The sequence below is a fragment of the Marinomonas sp. IMCC 4694 genome (assembly GCF_008122525.1).
Lineage (GTDB): Bacteria > Pseudomonadota > Gammaproteobacteria > Pseudomonadales > Marinomonadaceae > Marinomonas.
Genome location: NZ_VSRV01000001.1, coordinates 1,550,611 through 1,568,000, shown reverse-complemented (window position 1 = coordinate 1,568,000; position 17,390 = coordinate 1,550,611). Strand labels below are relative to the sequence as shown.

Sequence of the window (17,390 nt, the reverse complement as noted above, 5' to 3'; positions counted from 1 at the left end):
TAATTGTACAATAGAAAGCATAACTCAGGGCGAGAATCGCCATCTAAACTGACAACATGCACCCGCAAAAAACACCCCTTCCACAGACACTAAGGTGGCTGTCGTCATAGAAAAACCGACTGGCAACGGCTCATCCACCAAATAGTCTAAAAACTGATGTGCAAAAGGCTGATGAGTCACCACTAAGATAGATCGATAACGTTGACTGTCTAACCAGATCGCAGCTTCAATTTTTCTGCCCTCTGGAACAATTAAAGGACAATCAATGATGTTCAAGGAGGAGTTAAGCTCCTCCAAAAAAACTTTAGCTGTTTGCTGTGCCCTCAGATAAGGGCTCACAATAATAGCGTCAAAGGTTTCCACTTGAGCTATAAATGCTTTCGCGGCCGCTTTCACCTCAGCGATGCCCAACTCGGTTAATGCTCGATTTTCATCACACTCATAGCCAAACGGCTGCGCATGACCATGGCGCAGTACAAAAAGACGCTTAGGCTTGCTCATCCACATCTACCTGAGGCCAAGGCTGGAATGGAAACGGCTTCTCCTGTGTTTCATACGATAAAAAAGAGAAGATTTGCTTAATAAATCCTGACATTTTTTTCAACCAAACGGACAGTGTGTGCGGTTCATGTTTTGAGCCCAATTTTATCAAACTGACCAACACCAATAGAAAGCCAAATACCGTCACCGCGATATTTAGGATCACCCAATACAGCAACATAAAAATCATACGAAACCAAAACCCTTGATCGGCATAGCCTGGCTTAGACATTGACACTCTCCTCATTTGTCGCAAATTCGACATCCCATTTTTGCTCGCCGGTCATCATCGAACCAATCAACGATTCCAGCGCAGCACTCTCAAACAATAATTTAGATAAGCCGTCAGCAAGTGGCATATACAAACCATGCCGATGCGCTTCATCTACCACCATTTTTAAGGTATTGACACCTTCGGCTACTTCACCAATACCACCAATAGCGTCTTCTAATTTTTGACCTGAGCCAATGGCAAAACCCACGCGATAATTACGACTCAAAGGCGAAGTGCAGGTGGCAATTAAATCCCCCATTCCTGCCAACCCTAAAAATGTCATCGGATTGGCGCCGAAATGCACAGCAAATCGACTCATTTCAGCCAAACTGCGTGTCATAATCATCGACATAGTATTCTCACCCACATTGAGCGCCTTGGCCAAACCACACACTATGGCGTAAATATTCTTTAGGGCTCCAGCGAGCTCCACACCAGTGCTGTCTTTACTTTCATAAATACGAAAAGTGGACGATTTGAGCAACTCAATGACGCGCTGCCTCACATGTTCGTCTGCACTGGCGATCACTGACCCTGTCATTTGACCCGCCGCGATCTCTTTCGCTAAATTAGGACCGCTTAGCACACCAATTTTTTGCGTAATGGGGTTTCGACGCAAAACATCGCTCATAAGTTCAAAACGATTTGGATTAAAGCCTTTAGTAGTACTAATTAATATTTTGTCTGCGGTCAGTAAAGGCTCGATACGTTTTGCTACTTGCTCAAACGACTTAGACGGAATTGACACAAAAACGGTATCACTGTCACGAATGGCTTGCTCTAAATTGCTGGTTGCCAGTAATTCACGATGCAAGGGGGCATTGGGTAGATAGCGGCTGTTTAGGCCTGTTAAGTTAATTTCCTCGACTTGCTCTTCGTTGCGCATCCACTGGCTAACTTGATGGCCATTTTTGGCCATAATGTTGGCTAACGCTGTGCCAAAACTACCACCACCTAACACACACACTGAGTGCTTCATCATCATGTCTTCTCTTTTTTAAAAATATCGCCTAACGGTATAAAAACGAACAACACCAAGTTCAACAATGCTTAGGTCAATGACACTAAGATGAGCAACTAACCTCTAAAGATTTACCCCATTCAGGCGCTCTTTGAGCCAGTTTTTCAGACTCAGAGTGCTCAGAAAATGGATGACTGAGAACGTTAAGTAATCGCCTAAAAGGCAAATAATCTCCGCCCTCTGCGGCCAGAATTGCGTCGTGAGCCAAGTAGTTTCTCAGAATGAACTTTGGGTTTACCTTTAGCATGTCCGAACCGACTAGAGACCAATCTTTACCCTCATCCAGGCGAGCGGACTGATAAAGTGTCAACCAATTTAACATGCGTTCTCGATCAATCACCTCGTCTAATAACAAGGCAAATTGGCTTTCTTGCATCTGGCTTAGTAATCGAAAAAATACTGTATAATCCATCTTTTCGGACGCGAGAACAACAAACAAAGAAGGTAAAAGTTCATGAAGGATATGACGCGAATCCAATCCCATTTTTTGACTCATTAAATCATCGTAATGGGATTGTAATTCGGCTTCATAAGTTTGCAGAATGGAAACCAACATGTCCCTATCTAAGTGCTTTGAAAAGCAACGCATTAGACAATTAAGATTCCAAAGCCCAACGCCAGGCTGACGAGAAAACGCATATCGCCCTTCATGGTCAGAATGGTTGCACACCCAATCTGGCGCATAATCTTCCATAAAACCATAAGGGCCGTAATCGATGGTTTCGCCTGTGAAAGAAAAGTTATCGGTATTCATTACACCGTGCTGAAACCCGATTGACTGCCATTTTGCGATCATTCTCGCTGTACGCTTTACCACGTCAAGCAGCATATTTTGCAACGGTGCGTCACTCGCCAAACAGGCCGGGTAGTAATGCTGTAGACAGTAAGCGATCAGCTGATCTAATTCAGCCTGTTTACCTTGATAAAAAAAGTACTCAAAATGACCAAAGCGGATATGCCCATGGGCAGTACGTAACAACATGGCGCCCGCTTCGGGCGTTTCTCGGTAAACCGCTTCACGGCTATCATAAAGCGCCAAAGCTCGGGAAGAAGGAACTGACAGCGCCGCCATGGCCTCACTGGCAAGATATTCACGGATGCAAGACCGCAACACGGCGCGCCCATCGCCACGACGAGAATATGGCGTTGGCCCTGCGCCCTTCATATGTAAATCGTATAAAAGTCCGTCTTGACCTTTTATTTCGCCCAATAACACACCGCGTCCATCACCGAGCTGAGGGGAAAAACCACCAAACTGATGACCAGCATAGACCATGCTAACACTATGAGGGACAACATCTTGTCCGCTTAGAACTCGCTTAATACTTGGTGACTTAATATCAATAGACAGAAAAACAGCGAGAGATTGATTGAACTCAACCAAACGCTGTTCCAAAAGAGGTTGGATAAGGGTTTTCGAAGAAAACGCCTCACCCAACTGTGCAAAGTGATGTTCTAAATTCATCTTAGCTCACTTAATAAAGTAAGTGATTTTTATCGAGACGTATCAACCATGTATTCACAGCGAATACTTTCGCCGACGACTTTTTCAATTTCAGGAATCATAAAAGCATCGTCTTCGCTGGCGAAACTGACTGACTTACCCGTTTCACCACCTCGACCGGTTCGACCAATACGGTGTACGTAATCTTCTGGGTCTTCTGGCAATGAGTAATTAACCACTAGCTCAACGTTATCAACATGGATACCACGACCTGCCACATCGGTAGCAACCAACACTTGAATAATGCCTTCTTTGAAGTTTTTCAGTGTTTTCACGCGTTTATCTTGCGCGACTTCGCCTGATAAAATAGCGCAATTAATATTGGCTTTACGTAAGCGCTCGTACAAATCACGGGTTTCGTCTCGACGATTGGCAAATATAATCGTGCGTTGACCGCCATTTTCTTGGATTAACTGTTTAAGCACCGGCCACTTTTGATCTGCTTCAACCGTATAAATCACTTGCTCAATATTCTGGTTAGTTGCCTCTTTCGGGACAACCGAAACTTCTTTAGGAAAATACGTCCATTGTTGAGCCAGTGCCTGAATGTCTTTTGGGAAAGTTGCACTGAATAACATGGTTTGACGGCTTTCCTTGTGCGGCGTCATGCGAATAATACTTTTCACGTCAGGGATAAAACCCATAGACAACATACGATCAGCTTCATCCAGTACCAAACACTCAACCTTACCCAATTGCACTTTACGGCTGCGTGCAAAATCCAGCAAACGTCCAGGCGTGGCGACCAAGATGTCAACATTTTCAGTTTCTAGGGCTATTTTTTGCTTTTCGTAACTTAACCCGCCCACCAGAGTCACCACGTTTAAATGGCAGTTTGTGGTTAATTTAATGGCCTCGTCAGCAATTTGAATCGCTAACTCTCGAGTTGGGGCAATAATCAAGCCGCGCGCAAAATTGTTAGGGCGCTTTTCTTCCAACGGATAGTCTAAAAAGTCACTGATCATAGCGATTAAAAACGCAGCGGTTTTGCCCGTTCCCGTTTGTGCTTGACCAATGATGTCATAGCCCAATAAAGTCATCGGTAACGTTTCAGCCTGAATCTCACTACAGTATTCAAACCCCATTTCGGCAATGGACTTTATTACCCTGTCTGGAATGTTTAGATCGTGAAAGCGTAACTTGCCTTCCACCTCTTCAACAGGGAAATCGTCAATAGACCAAATGCTGTTTTTAGCACGCTCGTTTAAAGGCGTCTCGTGACTAATCTGAGGATGCTCTTGAGGTGAGCTGGACGCGTCGTCGTTACTTTTAGTGCGTTTGCTAGGTCGGCGAGAACGTTTTGGTTTTGCAGTAGTGTCTTGAGGTATCTGTTGATTTTGGTTTTCCATATTGGAATCTATACGCTTCTATTATGTTGTAAGGGTAAGTATCTTTGCACGGAGTGTACCTAATTGATCAGGCTTTATCACCCCTTGCTTGTGGTTTGTTCGGCGTCACTATTGAAAACGATAAGGCGGCAGACTGTTAATTAACTGGGATCCATACCGCTTGGTACGCAAACGCTTGTCTAGTATGTGTATTTCACCCTCGTCCGTTTCACTTCTTAGGAGCCTTCCCGTGGCTTGAATAAGCCTCAATGACGCATCAGGAATGGTAATTTCCATGAAAGGATTACCACCACGTTTTTGAATCCATTCCGCTAACGTGGCCTCTACAGGGTCATCAGGCACAGCAAACGGAATTTTAGCTATGAATACGCATGTTAAATACTCGCCCGGCAAGTCCACCCCTTCAGCAAAGCTTGCCAACCCAAGCAATAGACTGCCTTTGCCAGCGTCAATGCGCGCTTTGTGGGAATCTAAAATAACCCGCTTAGACTGCTCCCCCTGCATTAATAAAATATCTTGTAATCCGACTGCCAAAGATTGCGCCACTTCTTCCATCTGTCGACGAGATGAAAACAATACTAAACTGCCTTTTTCAGCGTTCACATTTTTATCAAGGTAGGCAATAATTTCAGCCGTGTGTTGCTCAACACGATTGGGCTCGTGCTCCATATTAGGGACGACCAGCAAGCCGTTGGCTTTAAAATCAAAAGGACTAATGACTCGTAAATATTCACTTTCGCGCGGCACACCAGAACGCATGTTAAAGCGATGAAATTGATTTAATGCCGTTAAAGTTGCAGAAGTGACCACCGCACCAAAACATTTATCCCAGAGTTGCTGCCTAAGCGTATTTGCCGCCAAGATCGGAGATCCGCCCAATTCAATATCTTGCTCCATGCCCTGCCCTGACAAAACAAGCCAGCGCGCATTAGGCGGATAGTTTTGGTCATCTACAGTAGAGTACAATTGCCACAAACCTACGCATTGCTCAAGCCGACCAAGAATCACACCTAAAATGGGCTGCCAAGTTTCAGCCGTTTCTGGCGTTACCCCCATTCCTTCGTTTTGCTTGGTTTTTTTACATTCGTCTTGAATGCTTTCGATATTGTTGAAGAGTTTTTGATACGAAGTCTGCAAGCTGTAGGACAGCTGACGAAGTTCGTCTGGGATTAAACCAAATTCAAATCGGTGTTGATTATTTTCCCTATCCAGACCTAAACCCTGAATGTAAGGCGCGAGACCTTGTTGGGCGTATTGAATAAAATTCACAATACTTTGGATTTGCTGAGGAATTTTAAGTAACAACTGCCCTGTCAAGCTGACATCGTCAGTGAGTTCTTGTTTTAAATTAACCAAGTTTTTTTCTAACTGACGCAACCAAGTGATGCTTTGCTGCAAGCGGACGTCATGTCGAAAATGACCTATGGCTTTATCTGGTAGGTGATGACCTTCATCAAAGACATAAATGGTTTCTTTAGGCGGCGTAAGAATGGCACCCCCCCCCAGAGATAAGTCAGCCAATACTAAGTCATGGTTGGCAACAATGACATCGGCTACCTCAATTTCTGCTCGTGCTTTAAAAAATGGGCACGCGGAATAATTTGCACAATTGCGATTAGTACACTGCTGATGGTCGGTCGTTAAGCGTCGCCAGTCTTGGTCTCGTACAACACCCGCCCAATTGTCTTTATCGCCATCCCACTCCCCTTTTGACAAGGCTGCGTCCATTTCTTGATACAAGACAGTGTTTATATCCTCAGAACTTAAATGCTGCTCAAACAACCCAGCAAACATGTCGTCCATTGCTTGCTCTTCTGAGTTTAAAAAACCTTCTAGGTTGTTCAAACACAAATACCGTCCTCGCCCTTTAGCGAGTGTATACTTAAAGGTCAACTCCGTGTGCTCAAGAAGATCAGGCAATTCCTTATGTAAAATCTGCTCCTGCAACGCGACCGTAGCGGTCGAGATAATCAGTGTCAGTCCACGCGCTTTGGCGATAGGGATCGCGGCTAAACAATAAGACAACGTTTTCCCCGTCCCTGTCCCCGCTTCGATTACAGCAACGTGCTTTTCATCCAGTCGCTCACCTTCCGAACCTTGTTTGATGTTTCCCAAGGTGCGCGCAATCGCACCAATCATTTGGCGCTGCCCAGCCCTTGGTTTGTGTGACTTGGCATCCAATGACGCTCGGTATGCAAGTTGAATTTGTTTTTTTAGTTCGTCTGAAAGCATTTATATTATTGAGTATCGTTAAGAATGCTGTATATAATAACAGTTACTGTATAAACAACCAGATGCCCTATGATTAAATTAACGCAAAGACAATCTGACGTATTAGAAACCATTCGCGAATTTATTGGTGAAACAGGTTTTCCTCCCACAAGAGCTGAAATCGCACGTCGGCTTGGGTTTAAATCTCCCAATGCGGCCGAAGAGCATTTGAAAGCCTTATGCAAAAAGGGCGCAATAGAAATGCTGTCTGGTGCATCCCGTGGCATTCGCTTGGTGGATCGTGCCATTAATGAAGAAGCAAAAGAAGATCTCGGTCTGCCTGTTATCGGCAAGGTCGCTGCGGGTTTTCCTATTTTAGCTCAAGAAAACATTGCTTCCCACGTTAATATACCGGCTACGATGTTTTCCCCACAGGCGGATTATTTTTTATCGGTCTCAGGAACCAGCATGAAAGACATTGGCATCATGGAAGGTGACCTGTTGGCAGTCCATAAAACCACCAGCGTGCGCAATGGTCAAATTGTTGTGGCTCGTATTGGTGACGAAGTCACGGTGAAACGATTCGAACAGAACGGTCATATCGTCAGACTCATGCCAGAGAACGAAGCGTTTAATGATATTATTGTTGACCTTGAAACCGAGGACTTTGCCATTGAAGGGCTGTCAGTAGGAGTTATTCGCCAAGGCCATTAACCTTTCGCAACACATCCATAACATAATGTCATTTATACACACCCTACCCATTAAAAAGCGAAGTAATAACTTCGCTTTTTAATGTCGGTTTCGTGCACAGAGACTTGAGAACGTTGCAATCAATGCAGAATTTTAGGCCTTAACTCTTCTTCTACCGCGTCATATGCTTCATCAAAATCACCATCTTCTGAATACACAAAGTCAATACCAGCATGAAACATGTGTTTAGCCAGATCAAAATAACGATCCTTCAAATAAGAACGGGTATCATCGGAAATGGTTAACGTTGCCAAAGGCTCTGTTTCTTGACCCTCTTCACTGGCTGGACGTAACACAATATCACCATTATCCAACTCAACAATTTCCAGATAGGACTCTTTCATACTTAATACTCTGATGACTCTTCTCTAAAACGTAAAACCAACTCAACCAATTTAGCCAAGTAAAAACTTACCGACGCCCCTGCGTCACTCCCACGACCAATGATAGCATCAGACTGCACTACAGAAGACGGCGCCGAACGACATTCAAACTGTACCAGATACGCTTGATTGAGCTGATAAAACCATGATTCAGAACGCAATAACAAATCCGCTAGCTCAGCCAAAACCGGCACTACAATCTGCTTATTGGTGGTCTCAGCAAGCAATGTATTCACATCCAACGAGCTTGATAAGGAATAAGACGACGACACTTCTTTTAATAAGCCGTTAAGTGCACTTCTTAATTGAAATACCGCCGAGCTTTCTAAACCCGCATTTAACCACGCTTCATCGCTTGTTTTACCTTGCTGGATTAAGCGCCTAGCGGTATCGAGCTTTTGATTTGTTACACTCGCCAAACTCGCACTGCTCATTTTTTCTTACCTTCCTCAATCACCCACTTTGATCCAACATAAAAAGCCTTCCAACCCGTTGGCTTGCCTTCTTCTTCACTCATTACATATTGCTCTTTGGTTTTTCGGCTGTAACGAATAATAGCAGGGCGACCTTCTGCGTCTTTCTTTGGCGCTTTTTTAAAGAAATGGTACTTTGGATCGATTTGATCCATATAAGGCAGCAGCTCTTCAACCAAAGGCGCGCGCGTTTCACGCTTACGTGGAAACTGACTGGCCGCTAAAAATAAGCCCGTCGCACCATCTCTGAGAACATAATGGTCTTCTACTTTTTGACAAGCAAGATCCGGCATTGGAACAGGGTCCATTTTTGGTGGCGCAGCTTCACCGCTTTTCAGCAGTTTACGCGTGTTTTTGCACGCTTCATTGGTGCAGCCAAAATACTTACCGAATCGCCCGGTTTTAAGCTGCATCTCAGAAGTACACTTGTCACACTCAAGCACAGGACCGTCGTAGCCCTTGATTTTAAAGACGCCATTTTCCACTTCATAACCAGAACAAGCTGGATTGTTACCACAGACATGCAGTTTGCGATGCTCATCCATCAAGTAACTGTCCATCGCTGAGCCGCAGATTTTGCAGCGATGCTTATTGATCAGAGCTTTAGACTCACCCTCTTCATCGTCAACCGCTATTGCTTCGTCTCCGCGAATTAAGTTAATTGTTGCCTTACAACGTTCTTTTGGTGGCAACGCATAACCAGAACAAGACATAAACACACCGGTACTGGCGGTGCGAATTTGCATAGGACGCGAGCAGGTTGGACATTCTATGTCCGTTGGCGTCGGTTCATTAAGCATCATACCGTCCTCGACGGACTCTGCTTTGGCTAGAACCGAACTAAAATCTTTATAAAAAGCGTTTAGGGTTTTAATCCAGTCCTTATCACCTTCAGCAATATGATCTAGCTGCTCTTCCATCTGTGCTGTAAAACTAAAATTCATCAGCGCATTAAAACTATCAACCAAGCGCTCGGTGACAATATCACCCATCTTTTCAGCATAAAAACGCCGATTTTCAACACGCACGTAACCCCGATCTTGAATGGTTGAAATAATAGAGGCGTAAGTAGAAGGACGACCTATGCCTCTTTTTTCCAGTTCTTTCACAAGGCTTGCTTCACCAAAACGCGCAATAGGCTTAGTAAAATGCTGCTCAGGTAGCAGCTCTTGAAGAGATAAATATTCGCCCTTTTCTACATCAGGCAAAATATTATCTTCTCCTTTTTTTACCACCGTCTGCATGGCACGCGTATAACCATCAAAGCGTAAAATGCGACCTCTCGCCTTACACTCATAATCGCCACTGGTTACAGTGATGGTTGTTGAGGTGTATTGCGCAGGCGTCATTTGACATGCCATGAATTGGCTACGAATGAGGTCATATAAGCGATGAGCGTCTTTTTCCATCCCTAATAAGTCGTCTACTCGAACGGTTACATCAGAAGGGCGAATCGCTTCATGTGCTTCTTGGGCACCTTCCTTGCTGCTGTATCGAATAGGCTCTTCTGGCAGATACTTATCACCAAATTGAGACAGGATGTAGCTTCTTAATGCCTCCACAGCATCCACACTTAGATTGGTGGAATCCGTACGCATGTAAGTTATGTAACCACCCTCGTACAAGCGCTGGGCCAGCATCATGGTTTTCTTAACGCCATAACCCAGCCGTGTGCTAGCGGCCTGCTGCAATGTGGACGTAATAAAGGGCGCCGACGGCTTGCTGCTTGTCGGCTTATCTTCACGACTGCTCACCAAATAGCTGGCATTTTCCAAGCGAGCAACATGCTTATCTGACTGTGCTTGATTGACCGGTCGATACTCTTTTTCTTGATATTTGGCTACTTCAAATTTAATAACATCTTTTGAAGGCGTTGCTAAAAGAGCATCTAATTCCCAGAACTCGTCGGGAACAAACGCACGAATTTCTTTTTCACGCTCTACGATTAAGCGCACCGCAACAGATTGAACGCGACCCGCTGATAAACCACGAGCGACTTTTGCCCACAATAAAGGCGATACCATAAAACCAACAATACGATCTAAAAAACGACGCGCTTGCTGAGCATTAACTCGATCCATATCCAGTTCTGACGGGGTTTCGAACGCCGCTTTAATGGCTTTTTTAGTGATTTCGTTAAAAACGACGCGTTTGTAGCGGCTATCATCACCGCCAATGGCTTCGCGAAGGTGCCACGCAATGGCCTCACCCTCTCTATCCAAATCCGTTGCGAGGTAAATGGTGTCGGCGTTTTTAGCTAGGCGTTTAAGCTCATCAACGACCTTTTCTTTGCCTGGTAGAATTTCATAATGCGCTTTCCAATTATTTTCTGGATCGACGCCCATTCTGGAAATCAGTTGCTGGCGAGATTTATTGCTTCTGTATACGAGCTTCTCTTCCGGGCTCATTTTTCGCGTCAAAGCGGCTTGTTTCGCACGCTCTTGAGGCGTCGAGGTGGCTGTTTTACCTGTTGGCAAGTCTCGAATGTGTCCTACACTCGATTTAACAATGAAGTCATTGCCCAGGTATTTGTTGATGGTTTTCGCCTTAGCAGGCGATTCCACGATAACCAGTGATTTTCCCATTGAACTGTGTAAGCCTTTTAATAAAGTAGGTCTGCAAATCCACGTTGCACGAAGTTTCATCTCTAGGGGCGCTGATATTAAGCAAACACCTTTTATATAACAAGCGATCCCTGTATTGTTTCACACATTAAGTCTTGCTGTACTGAGTATTTCTTATTTAACATACTGGATTCGTTTGTTTAGGACAATCATGGCCACGCTCCAAATTTTAACCATCGCCTTTCTGATCATCATTGTGCTGCTCTCTGTTGTTGTTGGATCACGCGCCCATCAAAAAGAAAAAGAATACACTCAACGACGTGTAAAACAATTGCAACTCTCCAATCGAGCCGATCGTGTTGAGCAACATATTCGTGGGCTAAGAGACATCAATACCGACACCATTGCGACGGATGTTTTGTATGACTTCTATCTAGACACACTCAGGGAACTTCTGCAATATTCAGATGACCCAGAAAAGATTGAAATCCGCATTACCACTGCCGAAGAAGGCCGCAATATCGAGCCACATACATTTAACCCAGAACCTGATACTTTTAGTTTTCAAGAAAAAACCAACTACAAAGAGCGCTTAACCAAACTGGCCAAAATGCTACTCTATCTGCGCCGTAAAGGGCGAATAAGCAACACTCATTACCAAGCTTGTTATGAATATTTGCGTTGGTTAAATCTGTGGATTCAACTCAACCGACAAATGGTGCAAGCCAATAAAAACTTTCAAGGCGGTGATTTGCGCGTCGCTCAAACCCTTTACGGCGTCATATTATCTCATATCAAATCAGATGCTTTAGAGCGTCCTGAGAAAAAAATTCTAAAGGACTTCGTCGCCAATCGTATGAAACAAATACTCTCACCCTCTATTGCCGCCATACAAGACAGTGATAATCCCGAAGAGGCACTGACCGAATTGATTCAAAATCTAGATCTTAAGAAAGGCTCGCAGTAAACGCTCACAGGCTCCATTAAAAGGCAAATGCGGCCCATAATGGATCAACAAGGTAGGTCGAGCAACGAAAAAATAAAGCCAGATAAGGTCTCTAAGGCGTCATCGTCGCCTGCTTCATCCCAGTAAATCGCCACGCCTTCAGAGGTGATTTTCACTGCCAATAACACCCCCCCATATTGATCAAGAGTACCCTGGTCTAAATCACTCAAAACTAAGGGGGCATTCGACCACCACCCTTCTTTTACCTGATGGTATTTCCACACTTCATAAGGCAGTATAAATATAGGCTTCGCTATGCTCCCTAGGGGCTTAGGGCGATAAGCAGAATAAGCCACCGTTTTTTGCTTAATCATTGACTTATCCCACTTGTCAGGAAGGTCAATTGATGTAAGCTGAACGTGAAGTCCCAATGAACGGGCATGTAAACGTAATGCCATACGCTGTCGCTCTTTTTTAGGAGGCATAATCCATAGCGCGGACCCCATTAAAGACAGAGTAATAAAAATAACAATCAGAGCGGTCATAGTTCAATGTTTCTCTAGTTTTAATTTATAATAAGTTAATCGAGCCAAATTTGGAGGTATTTTATGATGTACAGTAGAATTCTACTTGCTGTTGATCTAACCGATGAAAGTATCAAGGTTGCTAATAAAGCGGTTGCACTGTGCCAAGCCACCGGCGCCGAACTCACTATTCTTCATGTTATTGAATCGCTCAATTATGCCTACGGTGGTGACGTTCCAATTGATATCACTGACATTCAAGCGCAACTTCAAGACACCGCGAAAGAACGTATTTCGATGTTGGAAGCTCAATTAGCGGTTCCCGTAAAAGAAAGCTGCATCACTCAAGGCGGCATTGAAAGCGAAATTCATCGCATCGCTGAAGAAAAAAGAGTCGACCTCATCGTCGTAGGAAGTCACGGTCGACACGGTTTGGCTCTGCTGCTGGGATCGACAGCTAACGGCGTACTTCATGGTGCCCCATGCGATGTACTGGCTGTCAAAGTAACAAAAGATTGAGGATTAACCTCTTAATAGAAAAGGCGATGCAAACATCGCCTTTTCATTTTTAACCTTGAGTTACTAGCTTCTTGTCCAAGTCGTGCCTTCGCGACTGTCCAACAATTCAATACCTTGGCTCAATAGTTCATCTCGAATTTCGTCACCACGAGCAAAGTTTTTATCTTTGCGAGCCTGCGCTCTTTCCTCAATAAGACCTTGAATATCGGCATCATTTAACCCTTCTGACACGGTGCCATTCTGCATAAAATACTCAGGGTCTTGGTAAAGCAACCCCAGCAATTCGGCTAGAGCGGCAAGCTCTGCCGCCAACAGGGTGGCCTTTTCTGGCGCTTCTGTCTTAGCTTTATTTAACTCTCGAACTAACTCAAACAACACAGACACAGCCACTGCTGTGTTGAAATCGTCGTTCATTGCGTCTTCAAAACGCTGGGTGTAATCCGTTGGAGTATAGGTGTCAGCTACAGCTTGATCACGAAGCGCGGTGTATAAACGCTCTAATGCTACCTTAGCGTCATGCAGACTTTGATCCGAATAATCAATCGCGCTGCGGTATTGGCTAGAAACCATTAAATACCGCACAACCTCGGGGTTAAACTTCGCCAACACGTCGCGTACGGTAAAAAAATTACCCAAGGATTTGGACATTTTTTCATTGTTGACTCGAACCGCGCCACAATGCATCCAATAATTCACGTAGTCTTTACCAGTCGCAGCTTCAGACTGCGCAATTTCATTCTCGTGATGTGGAAATTTGAGATCAGGACCGCCGCCATGGATATCAAAGTGACTGCCGAGGCAATTTGTCGACATGGCGGAACACTCAATGTGCCAACCAGGGCGACCGTCGCCCCAAGGAGAAGACCATGATACCTCGCCTGTTTTTGTTTGCTTCCACAACACAAAATCCGCTGGATGCTCTTTGGCCACTTCCACGTCGATACGCGCACCGGCCAACATGTCATCAAGTTTACGATTGTTTAATTTACCGTACCCTTCAAACTTAGTGGTTCGATAGTACACATCTCCAGACGTTCCTTGGTAGGCAAAACCTTTCTCGATCAACACTTGAATCATGCCGATGATTTCTTGCATAAACTCTGTGGCTTTTGGCTCGCGATCTGGCATTTTATTGCCAAGGCGCAATTCGTCTTCTCGTTGCGCCGCGATCATACGTTCGGTCAACGATTGCGTGGATTCGTTGTTTTCTTCAGCGCGCTTAATGATCTTATCGTCCACATCAGTAATGTTTCTGACGTAGTTCAATTCATAACCTAAATGACGAATAAAGCGAGAAATGATGTCGAAGGAAATCATCGCGCGGGCATGCCCAATATGACAAAAGTCATATACGGTATTGCCACACACGTACATGCCAACCTTACCTTCCTCAATCGGTTTGAAAATTTCTTTCTTGCCGCTCAAAGTATTGTAAATTTTTAACATGTAGTTAGTTTCCTTTTGCTTCAATTTTTGCCCATGAATCTCGTAACGTCACAGTGCGGTTAAACACCACACCATCTTCTTTAAGATCACGGCAGAAGTACCCTTCCCGCTCAAACTGAAAGCCTTGACCCTTTTCAGAGGTCAACAATGAAGGTTCCGCTTTGGCATCAGTCAAAACAGTCAAGGAGTCGCTGTTAATAAAATCTAAAAATGATTTATCTTCATAATTGGCATCTGGCGCTTCATTAACAAATAAGCGATCGTACAAATTGACGATAGCGTTGACGGCGTGCTGAGCACTCACCCAATGAATGACGCCTTTTGGCTTATAACCTTCGGGGTTAACACCAAGGGTCTGTTCATCGTAGCGGCATAAAAGCTCTACAACCTCACCCGCTTCGTTTTTAATCGCCTCATCACAAGTGATAACATACCCCCCCCGCAGGCGCACAGCGCCTTCTAGAGTCAAACGCTTCCATTTACGCGGTGGTACTTCAGCGAAATCCGCCGCATCAATATAAAGATGTTTGCTAAAGGGTACTTCACGTGTACCTGCCTCTTCATTTTTTGGGTGATTACCGAGCACAAAGATTTCTTCTTTGTCGTCTGGATAATTGGTCAAGGTGACTTTAATGGGATTAAGCACAACCATGGCGCGACCAGCACTGGCGTCCAAATCTTCTCGTATCGCATGCTCTAACATGCCAACGTCAACGACGCTGTCCGATTTGGTGACGCCTATGCGATCACAAAAATTACGTATAGACAACGCGGTGTACCCACGACGACGCAGTCCTGAGATGGTCGGCATACGCGGATCATCCCAACCATAGACGTGTTTTTCATCCACCAGCTGTTTGAGTTTGCGCTTACTGGTCACCGTATAATTTAAATTTAAACGAGCAAATTCAATTTGCTGAGGATGGAAGGTGCCCAGTGTATCAAGTACCCAATCGTACAATGGTCGATGGTCCTGAAACTCAAGTGTGCATACAGAATGCGTGATTTGTTCAATCGCATCCGATAAGCAGTGGGTAAAGTCGTACATTGGGTACACACACCACTTGTCCCCAGTTTGATGATGATGCACGTGACGAACGCGATAAATAATAGGATCACGCATATTGATATTAGGGCTCGCCATATCAATTTTAGCGCGCAGTACTACCTCGCCATCCTTGTATTTGCCGTTTTTCATGTCCATGAAAACAGCCAAGTTTTCCTCTACGCTACGGGCGCGAAATGGGCTATTTTTACCGGGCTCTTTTAATGTGCCGCGGTATTCTCTCATCTGCTCAGCGTTCAATTCGCAAGCATAGGCTTTGTCAGCCTTGATAAGCTGAACCGCAAAATCAAACAGTTGGTCAAAGTAATCGGAGGCAAATTTTGGCTCGCCTTTCCATTCAAAGCCCAACCATTCAACGTCGCGCTTTATTGATTCAATGTATTCAACGCTCTCTTTTTCAGGGTTGGTATCGTCAAAACGAAGGTTACACTGACCGTTAAAACGCTGCCCCAAGCCGAAATTGAGACAAATAGATTTTGCATGTCCAATGTGTAGGTAGCCATTTGGCTCAGGTGGAAAACGGGTCAGCACCTTGCCGCCGTGTTTGCCTGATTCGTTATCTTTATCAATGATTTGAGTAATGAAATTACCTGGTTTTGACGTTTCTGACATGGTTGATGTAAGTCCCGATAAATGTGGTCTGACAATGGAAAATGATCGAACAATGAAAAGCGATCTGAAAATACTATTACATTAGTGGATAAGTATATCGTATTTAAGTTTCTATTGGATATTGAGCCGAAACTCTTTTCACCGTTTTACAGAGAAAAAGCGTATTTCGCCGCAAAGAAAACCATCACACCCACCAATATAGTCAGTAACTGATGTTGTCGCCAAACCCCAACAGCAAACGCCGCCAAGGCACCGAGTAACCAAGGATTAAACACAGAGAGCACAAGCTGATCACCCCGAACAAAAATCATTGGTGTAATAATGGCGGTCAACACAGCCACCGGTACGTACTTTAGCGCTTTTTCCACAAACACAGGCATAATGACTTTATGCGCACGGGCAAACAAAACAAACCTCACACCAAAGGTCACGACAAACATGCCCATTATGATCAGTATTGCATCCAGAGTATTCATGCGCTTGCCCTCGTCACATTACTTTTTTGATCGGCAAAAATACCCATTGTCACGCCGATCACGGCCGACACCAATAAGCCAAGGTTATTCGGCAAATCCACCAAAATAAGCGAGGAAACACCGGCACTGAGCATGCACAACCAAAAAGGTGTGGTTTTTAAATACGGGGTAATAATGCCAATGAAAGTGGCGACCATAGCAAACTCAAGCCCCCATTCACTCATTCCGGGGATCAACTCCCCTGACAAAACGCCTAGAACCGTTGTCGTATTCCACATTATATAAAAAGCAAGAAAAGACCCTAAATAGACTTTATGACCGGTTTCCTCGTCAACAAGCCCTGCGCCATACATAGGGCGAAGCGCAGCGTAGGTTTCATCAACCAACCCAAAACCCATCACGATACGCACCGGCATGGGTAAATGTTTCACATATTTCACCATGTCTGCCGCGTACAAAAGATGGCGCAGATTAACAATAAACGTCGTTGAGACTATCACCCAAATTGGCGCTTGTAAGGCAATTAATCCAAGGGCCACAAATTGTGCAGAGCCAGCAAAAACAATCGCTGACATGGCAACGGCAAACCATGGGCTTAAGCCATAGCTGGATGCTAAAGACCCAAACAGGAGCCCAAAAGGCACGCCGCCAATGATCATCGGAATGGAGGCAACGGCACCGCGCCGCATGTGTTGAAGTATCGTCATAAACTTTCTCTTATTTTAATCT

Annotated in this window: 17 protein-coding genes; 3 read left to right on the top strand and 14 right to left on the bottom strand. The window is 44.6% G+C overall.

Going from position 1 to position 17,390, the window contains the following annotated elements; translation table 11 throughout:
• Positions 1-24: 24 nt before the first annotated feature.
• The 6 genes from FXV75_RS07160 to dinG form a co-directional block, all read right to left on the bottom strand.
• Entirely contained in the window at positions 25-501 is a 477-nt protein-coding gene (locus FXV75_RS07160; RefSeq protein WP_148831947.1) for a SixA phosphatase family protein, read from the bottom strand.
• Complete coding sequence (locus tag FXV75_RS07155) at positions 488-772, bottom strand: DUF4389 domain-containing protein (RefSeq protein ID WP_148831944.1); 285 nt, start codon at positions 770-772, stop codon at positions 488-490. Before FXV75_RS07155 ends, FXV75_RS07160 begins: the two co-directional genes overlap by 14 nt.
• The gene (locus FXV75_RS07150) at positions 765-1,796 is read right to left on the bottom strand and encodes an NAD(P)H-dependent glycerol-3-phosphate dehydrogenase (RefSeq protein WP_148835282.1); all 1,032 of its coding nucleotides are present in this window, start codon (positions 1,794-1,796) and stop codon (positions 765-767) included. Before FXV75_RS07150 ends, FXV75_RS07155 begins: the two co-directional genes overlap by 8 nt.
• Positions 1,797-1,878: 82 nt before the next feature.
• On the bottom strand, positions 1,879-3,300 hold the full coding sequence (locus tag FXV75_RS07145; protein WP_148831942.1) for a protein adenylyltransferase SelO: 1,422 nt from the start codon (positions 3,298-3,300) through the stop codon (positions 1,879-1,881).
• A gap of 29 nt (positions 3,301-3,329) precedes the next feature.
• On the bottom strand, positions 3,330-4,688 hold the full coding sequence (locus tag FXV75_RS07140) for a DEAD/DEAH box helicase (protein ID WP_148831939.1): 1,359 nt from the start codon (positions 4,686-4,688) through the stop codon (positions 3,330-3,332).
• 108 nt (positions 4,689-4,796) lie between these two features.
• Positions 4,797-6,920: an ATP-dependent DNA helicase DinG gene (dinG, locus tag FXV75_RS07135; RefSeq protein ID WP_148831936.1), complete on the bottom strand. Its 2,124-nt coding sequence runs from the start codon at positions 6,918-6,920 to the stop codon at positions 4,797-4,799.
• A gap of 69 nt (positions 6,921-6,989) precedes the next feature.
• Here dinG and lexA point away from each other — a divergent pair, with 69 nt between their 5' ends.
• Entirely contained in the window at positions 6,990-7,613 is a 624-nt protein-coding gene (gene lexA, locus FXV75_RS07130) for a transcriptional repressor LexA (protein ID WP_148831933.1), read from the top strand.
• A 119-nt stretch (positions 7,614-7,732) separates the two neighbouring features.
• Here lexA and FXV75_RS07125 read toward each other — a convergent pair whose 3' ends face one another.
• Genes FXV75_RS07125 through topA form a run of 3 tightly spaced genes read right to left on the bottom strand, consistent with a single transcriptional unit; the run spans position 7,733 to position 11,093 of the window.
• On the bottom strand, positions 7,733-7,996 hold the full coding sequence (locus tag FXV75_RS07125) for a hypothetical protein (protein ID WP_148831930.1): 264 nt from the start codon (positions 7,994-7,996) through the stop codon (positions 7,733-7,735).
• A 2-nt stretch (positions 7,997-7,998) separates the two neighbouring features.
• Positions 7,999-8,469, bottom strand: coding sequence for a DUF6586 family protein (locus FXV75_RS07120; protein WP_148831928.1), 471 nt, complete (start codon positions 8,467-8,469; stop codon positions 7,999-8,001).
• Positions 8,466-11,093, bottom strand: a complete 2,628-nt coding sequence (gene topA, locus FXV75_RS07115) for a type I DNA topoisomerase (RefSeq protein WP_148835280.1) — start codon at positions 11,091-11,093, stop codon at positions 8,466-8,468. The genes FXV75_RS07120 and topA overlap by 4 nt, the downstream gene beginning before the upstream one ends.
• 190 nt (positions 11,094-11,283) lie before the next feature.
• Between topA and FXV75_RS07110 the strand changes: the two genes are divergently transcribed.
• Positions 11,284-12,039, top strand: coding sequence for a DNA topoisomerase I (locus FXV75_RS07110; RefSeq protein WP_148831925.1), 756 nt, complete (start codon positions 11,284-11,286; stop codon positions 12,037-12,039).
• A gap of 44 nt (positions 12,040-12,083) precedes the next feature.
• On the opposite strand, the gene FXV75_RS07105 is transcribed toward FXV75_RS07110, so the two are convergent.
• Entirely contained in the window at positions 12,084-12,563 is a 480-nt protein-coding gene (locus FXV75_RS07105) for a hypothetical protein (protein ID WP_148831923.1), read from the bottom strand.
• A gap of 63 nt (positions 12,564-12,626) precedes the next feature.
• Between FXV75_RS07105 and FXV75_RS07100 the strand changes: the two genes are divergently transcribed.
• Positions 12,627-13,061 carry a universal stress protein gene (locus FXV75_RS07100; RefSeq protein ID WP_148831920.1) on the top strand — a complete coding sequence of 145 codons (435 nt, stop codon included), beginning with the start codon at positions 12,627-12,629 and terminating at the stop codon, positions 13,059-13,061.
• A 63-nt stretch (positions 13,062-13,124) separates the two neighbouring features.
• Here the strand turns inward: FXV75_RS07100 and cysS are convergent, their stop codons facing one another.
• The 4 genes from cysS to FXV75_RS07080 all read right to left on the bottom strand — a co-directional run bounded on the left by cysS (position 13,125) and on the right by FXV75_RS07080 (position 17,368).
• Positions 13,125-14,507, bottom strand: coding sequence for a cysteine--tRNA ligase (cysS, locus tag FXV75_RS07095; RefSeq protein WP_148831917.1), 1,383 nt, complete (start codon positions 14,505-14,507; stop codon positions 13,125-13,127).
• A gap of 4 nt (positions 14,508-14,511) precedes the next feature.
• Positions 14,512-16,185 (bottom strand): glutamine--tRNA ligase/YqeY domain fusion protein, encoded by a 1,674-nt coding sequence (locus FXV75_RS07090; RefSeq protein WP_148831914.1) that lies wholly within the window; start codon positions 16,183-16,185, stop codon positions 14,512-14,514.
• A gap of 146 nt (positions 16,186-16,331) precedes the next feature.
• Positions 16,332-16,661 carry an AzlD domain-containing protein gene (locus FXV75_RS07085; RefSeq protein ID WP_148831911.1) on the bottom strand — a complete coding sequence of 110 codons (330 nt, stop codon included), beginning with the start codon at positions 16,659-16,661 and terminating at the stop codon, positions 16,332-16,334.
• A complete protein-coding gene (locus FXV75_RS07080) occupies positions 16,658-17,368 on the bottom strand; it encodes an AzlC family ABC transporter permease (RefSeq protein WP_148831908.1) in 711 nt (236 codons plus the stop codon). Before FXV75_RS07080 ends, FXV75_RS07085 begins: the two co-directional genes overlap by 4 nt.
• Positions 17,369-17,390 lie beyond the last annotated feature (22 nt).

Excerpts from the sequence above, each read along its gene's own strand:
- FXV75_RS07100 (WP_148831920.1), top strand. The coding sequence starts at position 12,627 with ATGATGTACAGTAGAATTCTACTTGCTGTTGATCTAACCGATGAAAGT.
- FXV75_RS07150 (WP_148835282.1), bottom strand. The coding sequence starts at position 1,796 with ATGATGAAGCACTCAGTGTGTGTGTTAGGTGGTGGTAGTTTTGGCACA.
- dinG (WP_148831936.1), bottom strand. The coding sequence starts at position 6,920 with ATGCTTTCAGACGAACTAAAAAAACAAATTCAACTTGCATACCGAGCG.
- FXV75_RS07160 (WP_148831947.1), bottom strand. The coding sequence starts at position 501 with ATGAGCAAGCCTAAGCGTCTTTTTGTACTGCGCCATGGTCATGCGCAG.
- FXV75_RS07105 (WP_148831923.1), bottom strand. The coding sequence starts at position 12,563 with ATGACCGCTCTGATTGTTATTTTTATTACTCTGTCTTTAATGGGGTCC.
- FXV75_RS07080 (WP_148831908.1), bottom strand. The coding sequence starts at position 17,368 with ATGACGATACTTCAACACATGCGGCGCGGTGCCGTTGCCTCCATTCCG.
- FXV75_RS07090 (WP_148831914.1), bottom strand. The coding sequence starts at position 16,185 with ATGTCAGAAACGTCAAAACCAGGTAATTTCATTACTCAAATCATTGAT.
- FXV75_RS07145 (WP_148831942.1), bottom strand. The coding sequence starts at position 3,300 with ATGAATTTAGAACATCACTTTGCACAGTTGGGTGAGGCGTTTTCTTCG.
- cysS (WP_148831917.1), bottom strand. The coding sequence starts at position 14,507 with ATGTTAAAAATTTACAATACTTTGAGCGGCAAGAAAGAAATTTTCAAA.
- lexA (WP_148831933.1), top strand. The coding sequence starts at position 6,990 with ATGATTAAATTAACGCAAAGACAATCTGACGTATTAGAAACCATTCGC.
- FXV75_RS07155 (WP_148831944.1), bottom strand. The coding sequence starts at position 772 with ATGTCTAAGCCAGGCTATGCCGATCAAGGGTTTTGGTTTCGTATGATT.
- topA (WP_148835280.1), bottom strand. The coding sequence starts at position 11,093 with ATGGGAAAATCACTGGTTATCGTGGAATCGCCTGCTAAGGCGAAAACC.
- FXV75_RS07140 (WP_148831939.1), bottom strand. The coding sequence starts at position 4,688 with ATGGAAAACCAAAATCAACAGATACCTCAAGACACTACTGCAAAACCA.
- FXV75_RS07110 (WP_148831925.1), top strand. The coding sequence starts at position 11,284 with ATGGCCACGCTCCAAATTTTAACCATCGCCTTTCTGATCATCATTGTG.
- FXV75_RS07125 (WP_148831930.1), bottom strand. The coding sequence starts at position 7,996 with ATGAAAGAGTCCTATCTGGAAATTGTTGAGTTGGATAATGGTGATATT.
- FXV75_RS07085 (WP_148831911.1), bottom strand. The coding sequence starts at position 16,661 with ATGAATACTCTGGATGCAATACTGATCATAATGGGCATGTTTGTCGTG.
- FXV75_RS07120 (WP_148831928.1), bottom strand. The coding sequence starts at position 8,469 with ATGAGCAGTGCGAGTTTGGCGAGTGTAACAAATCAAAAGCTCGATACC.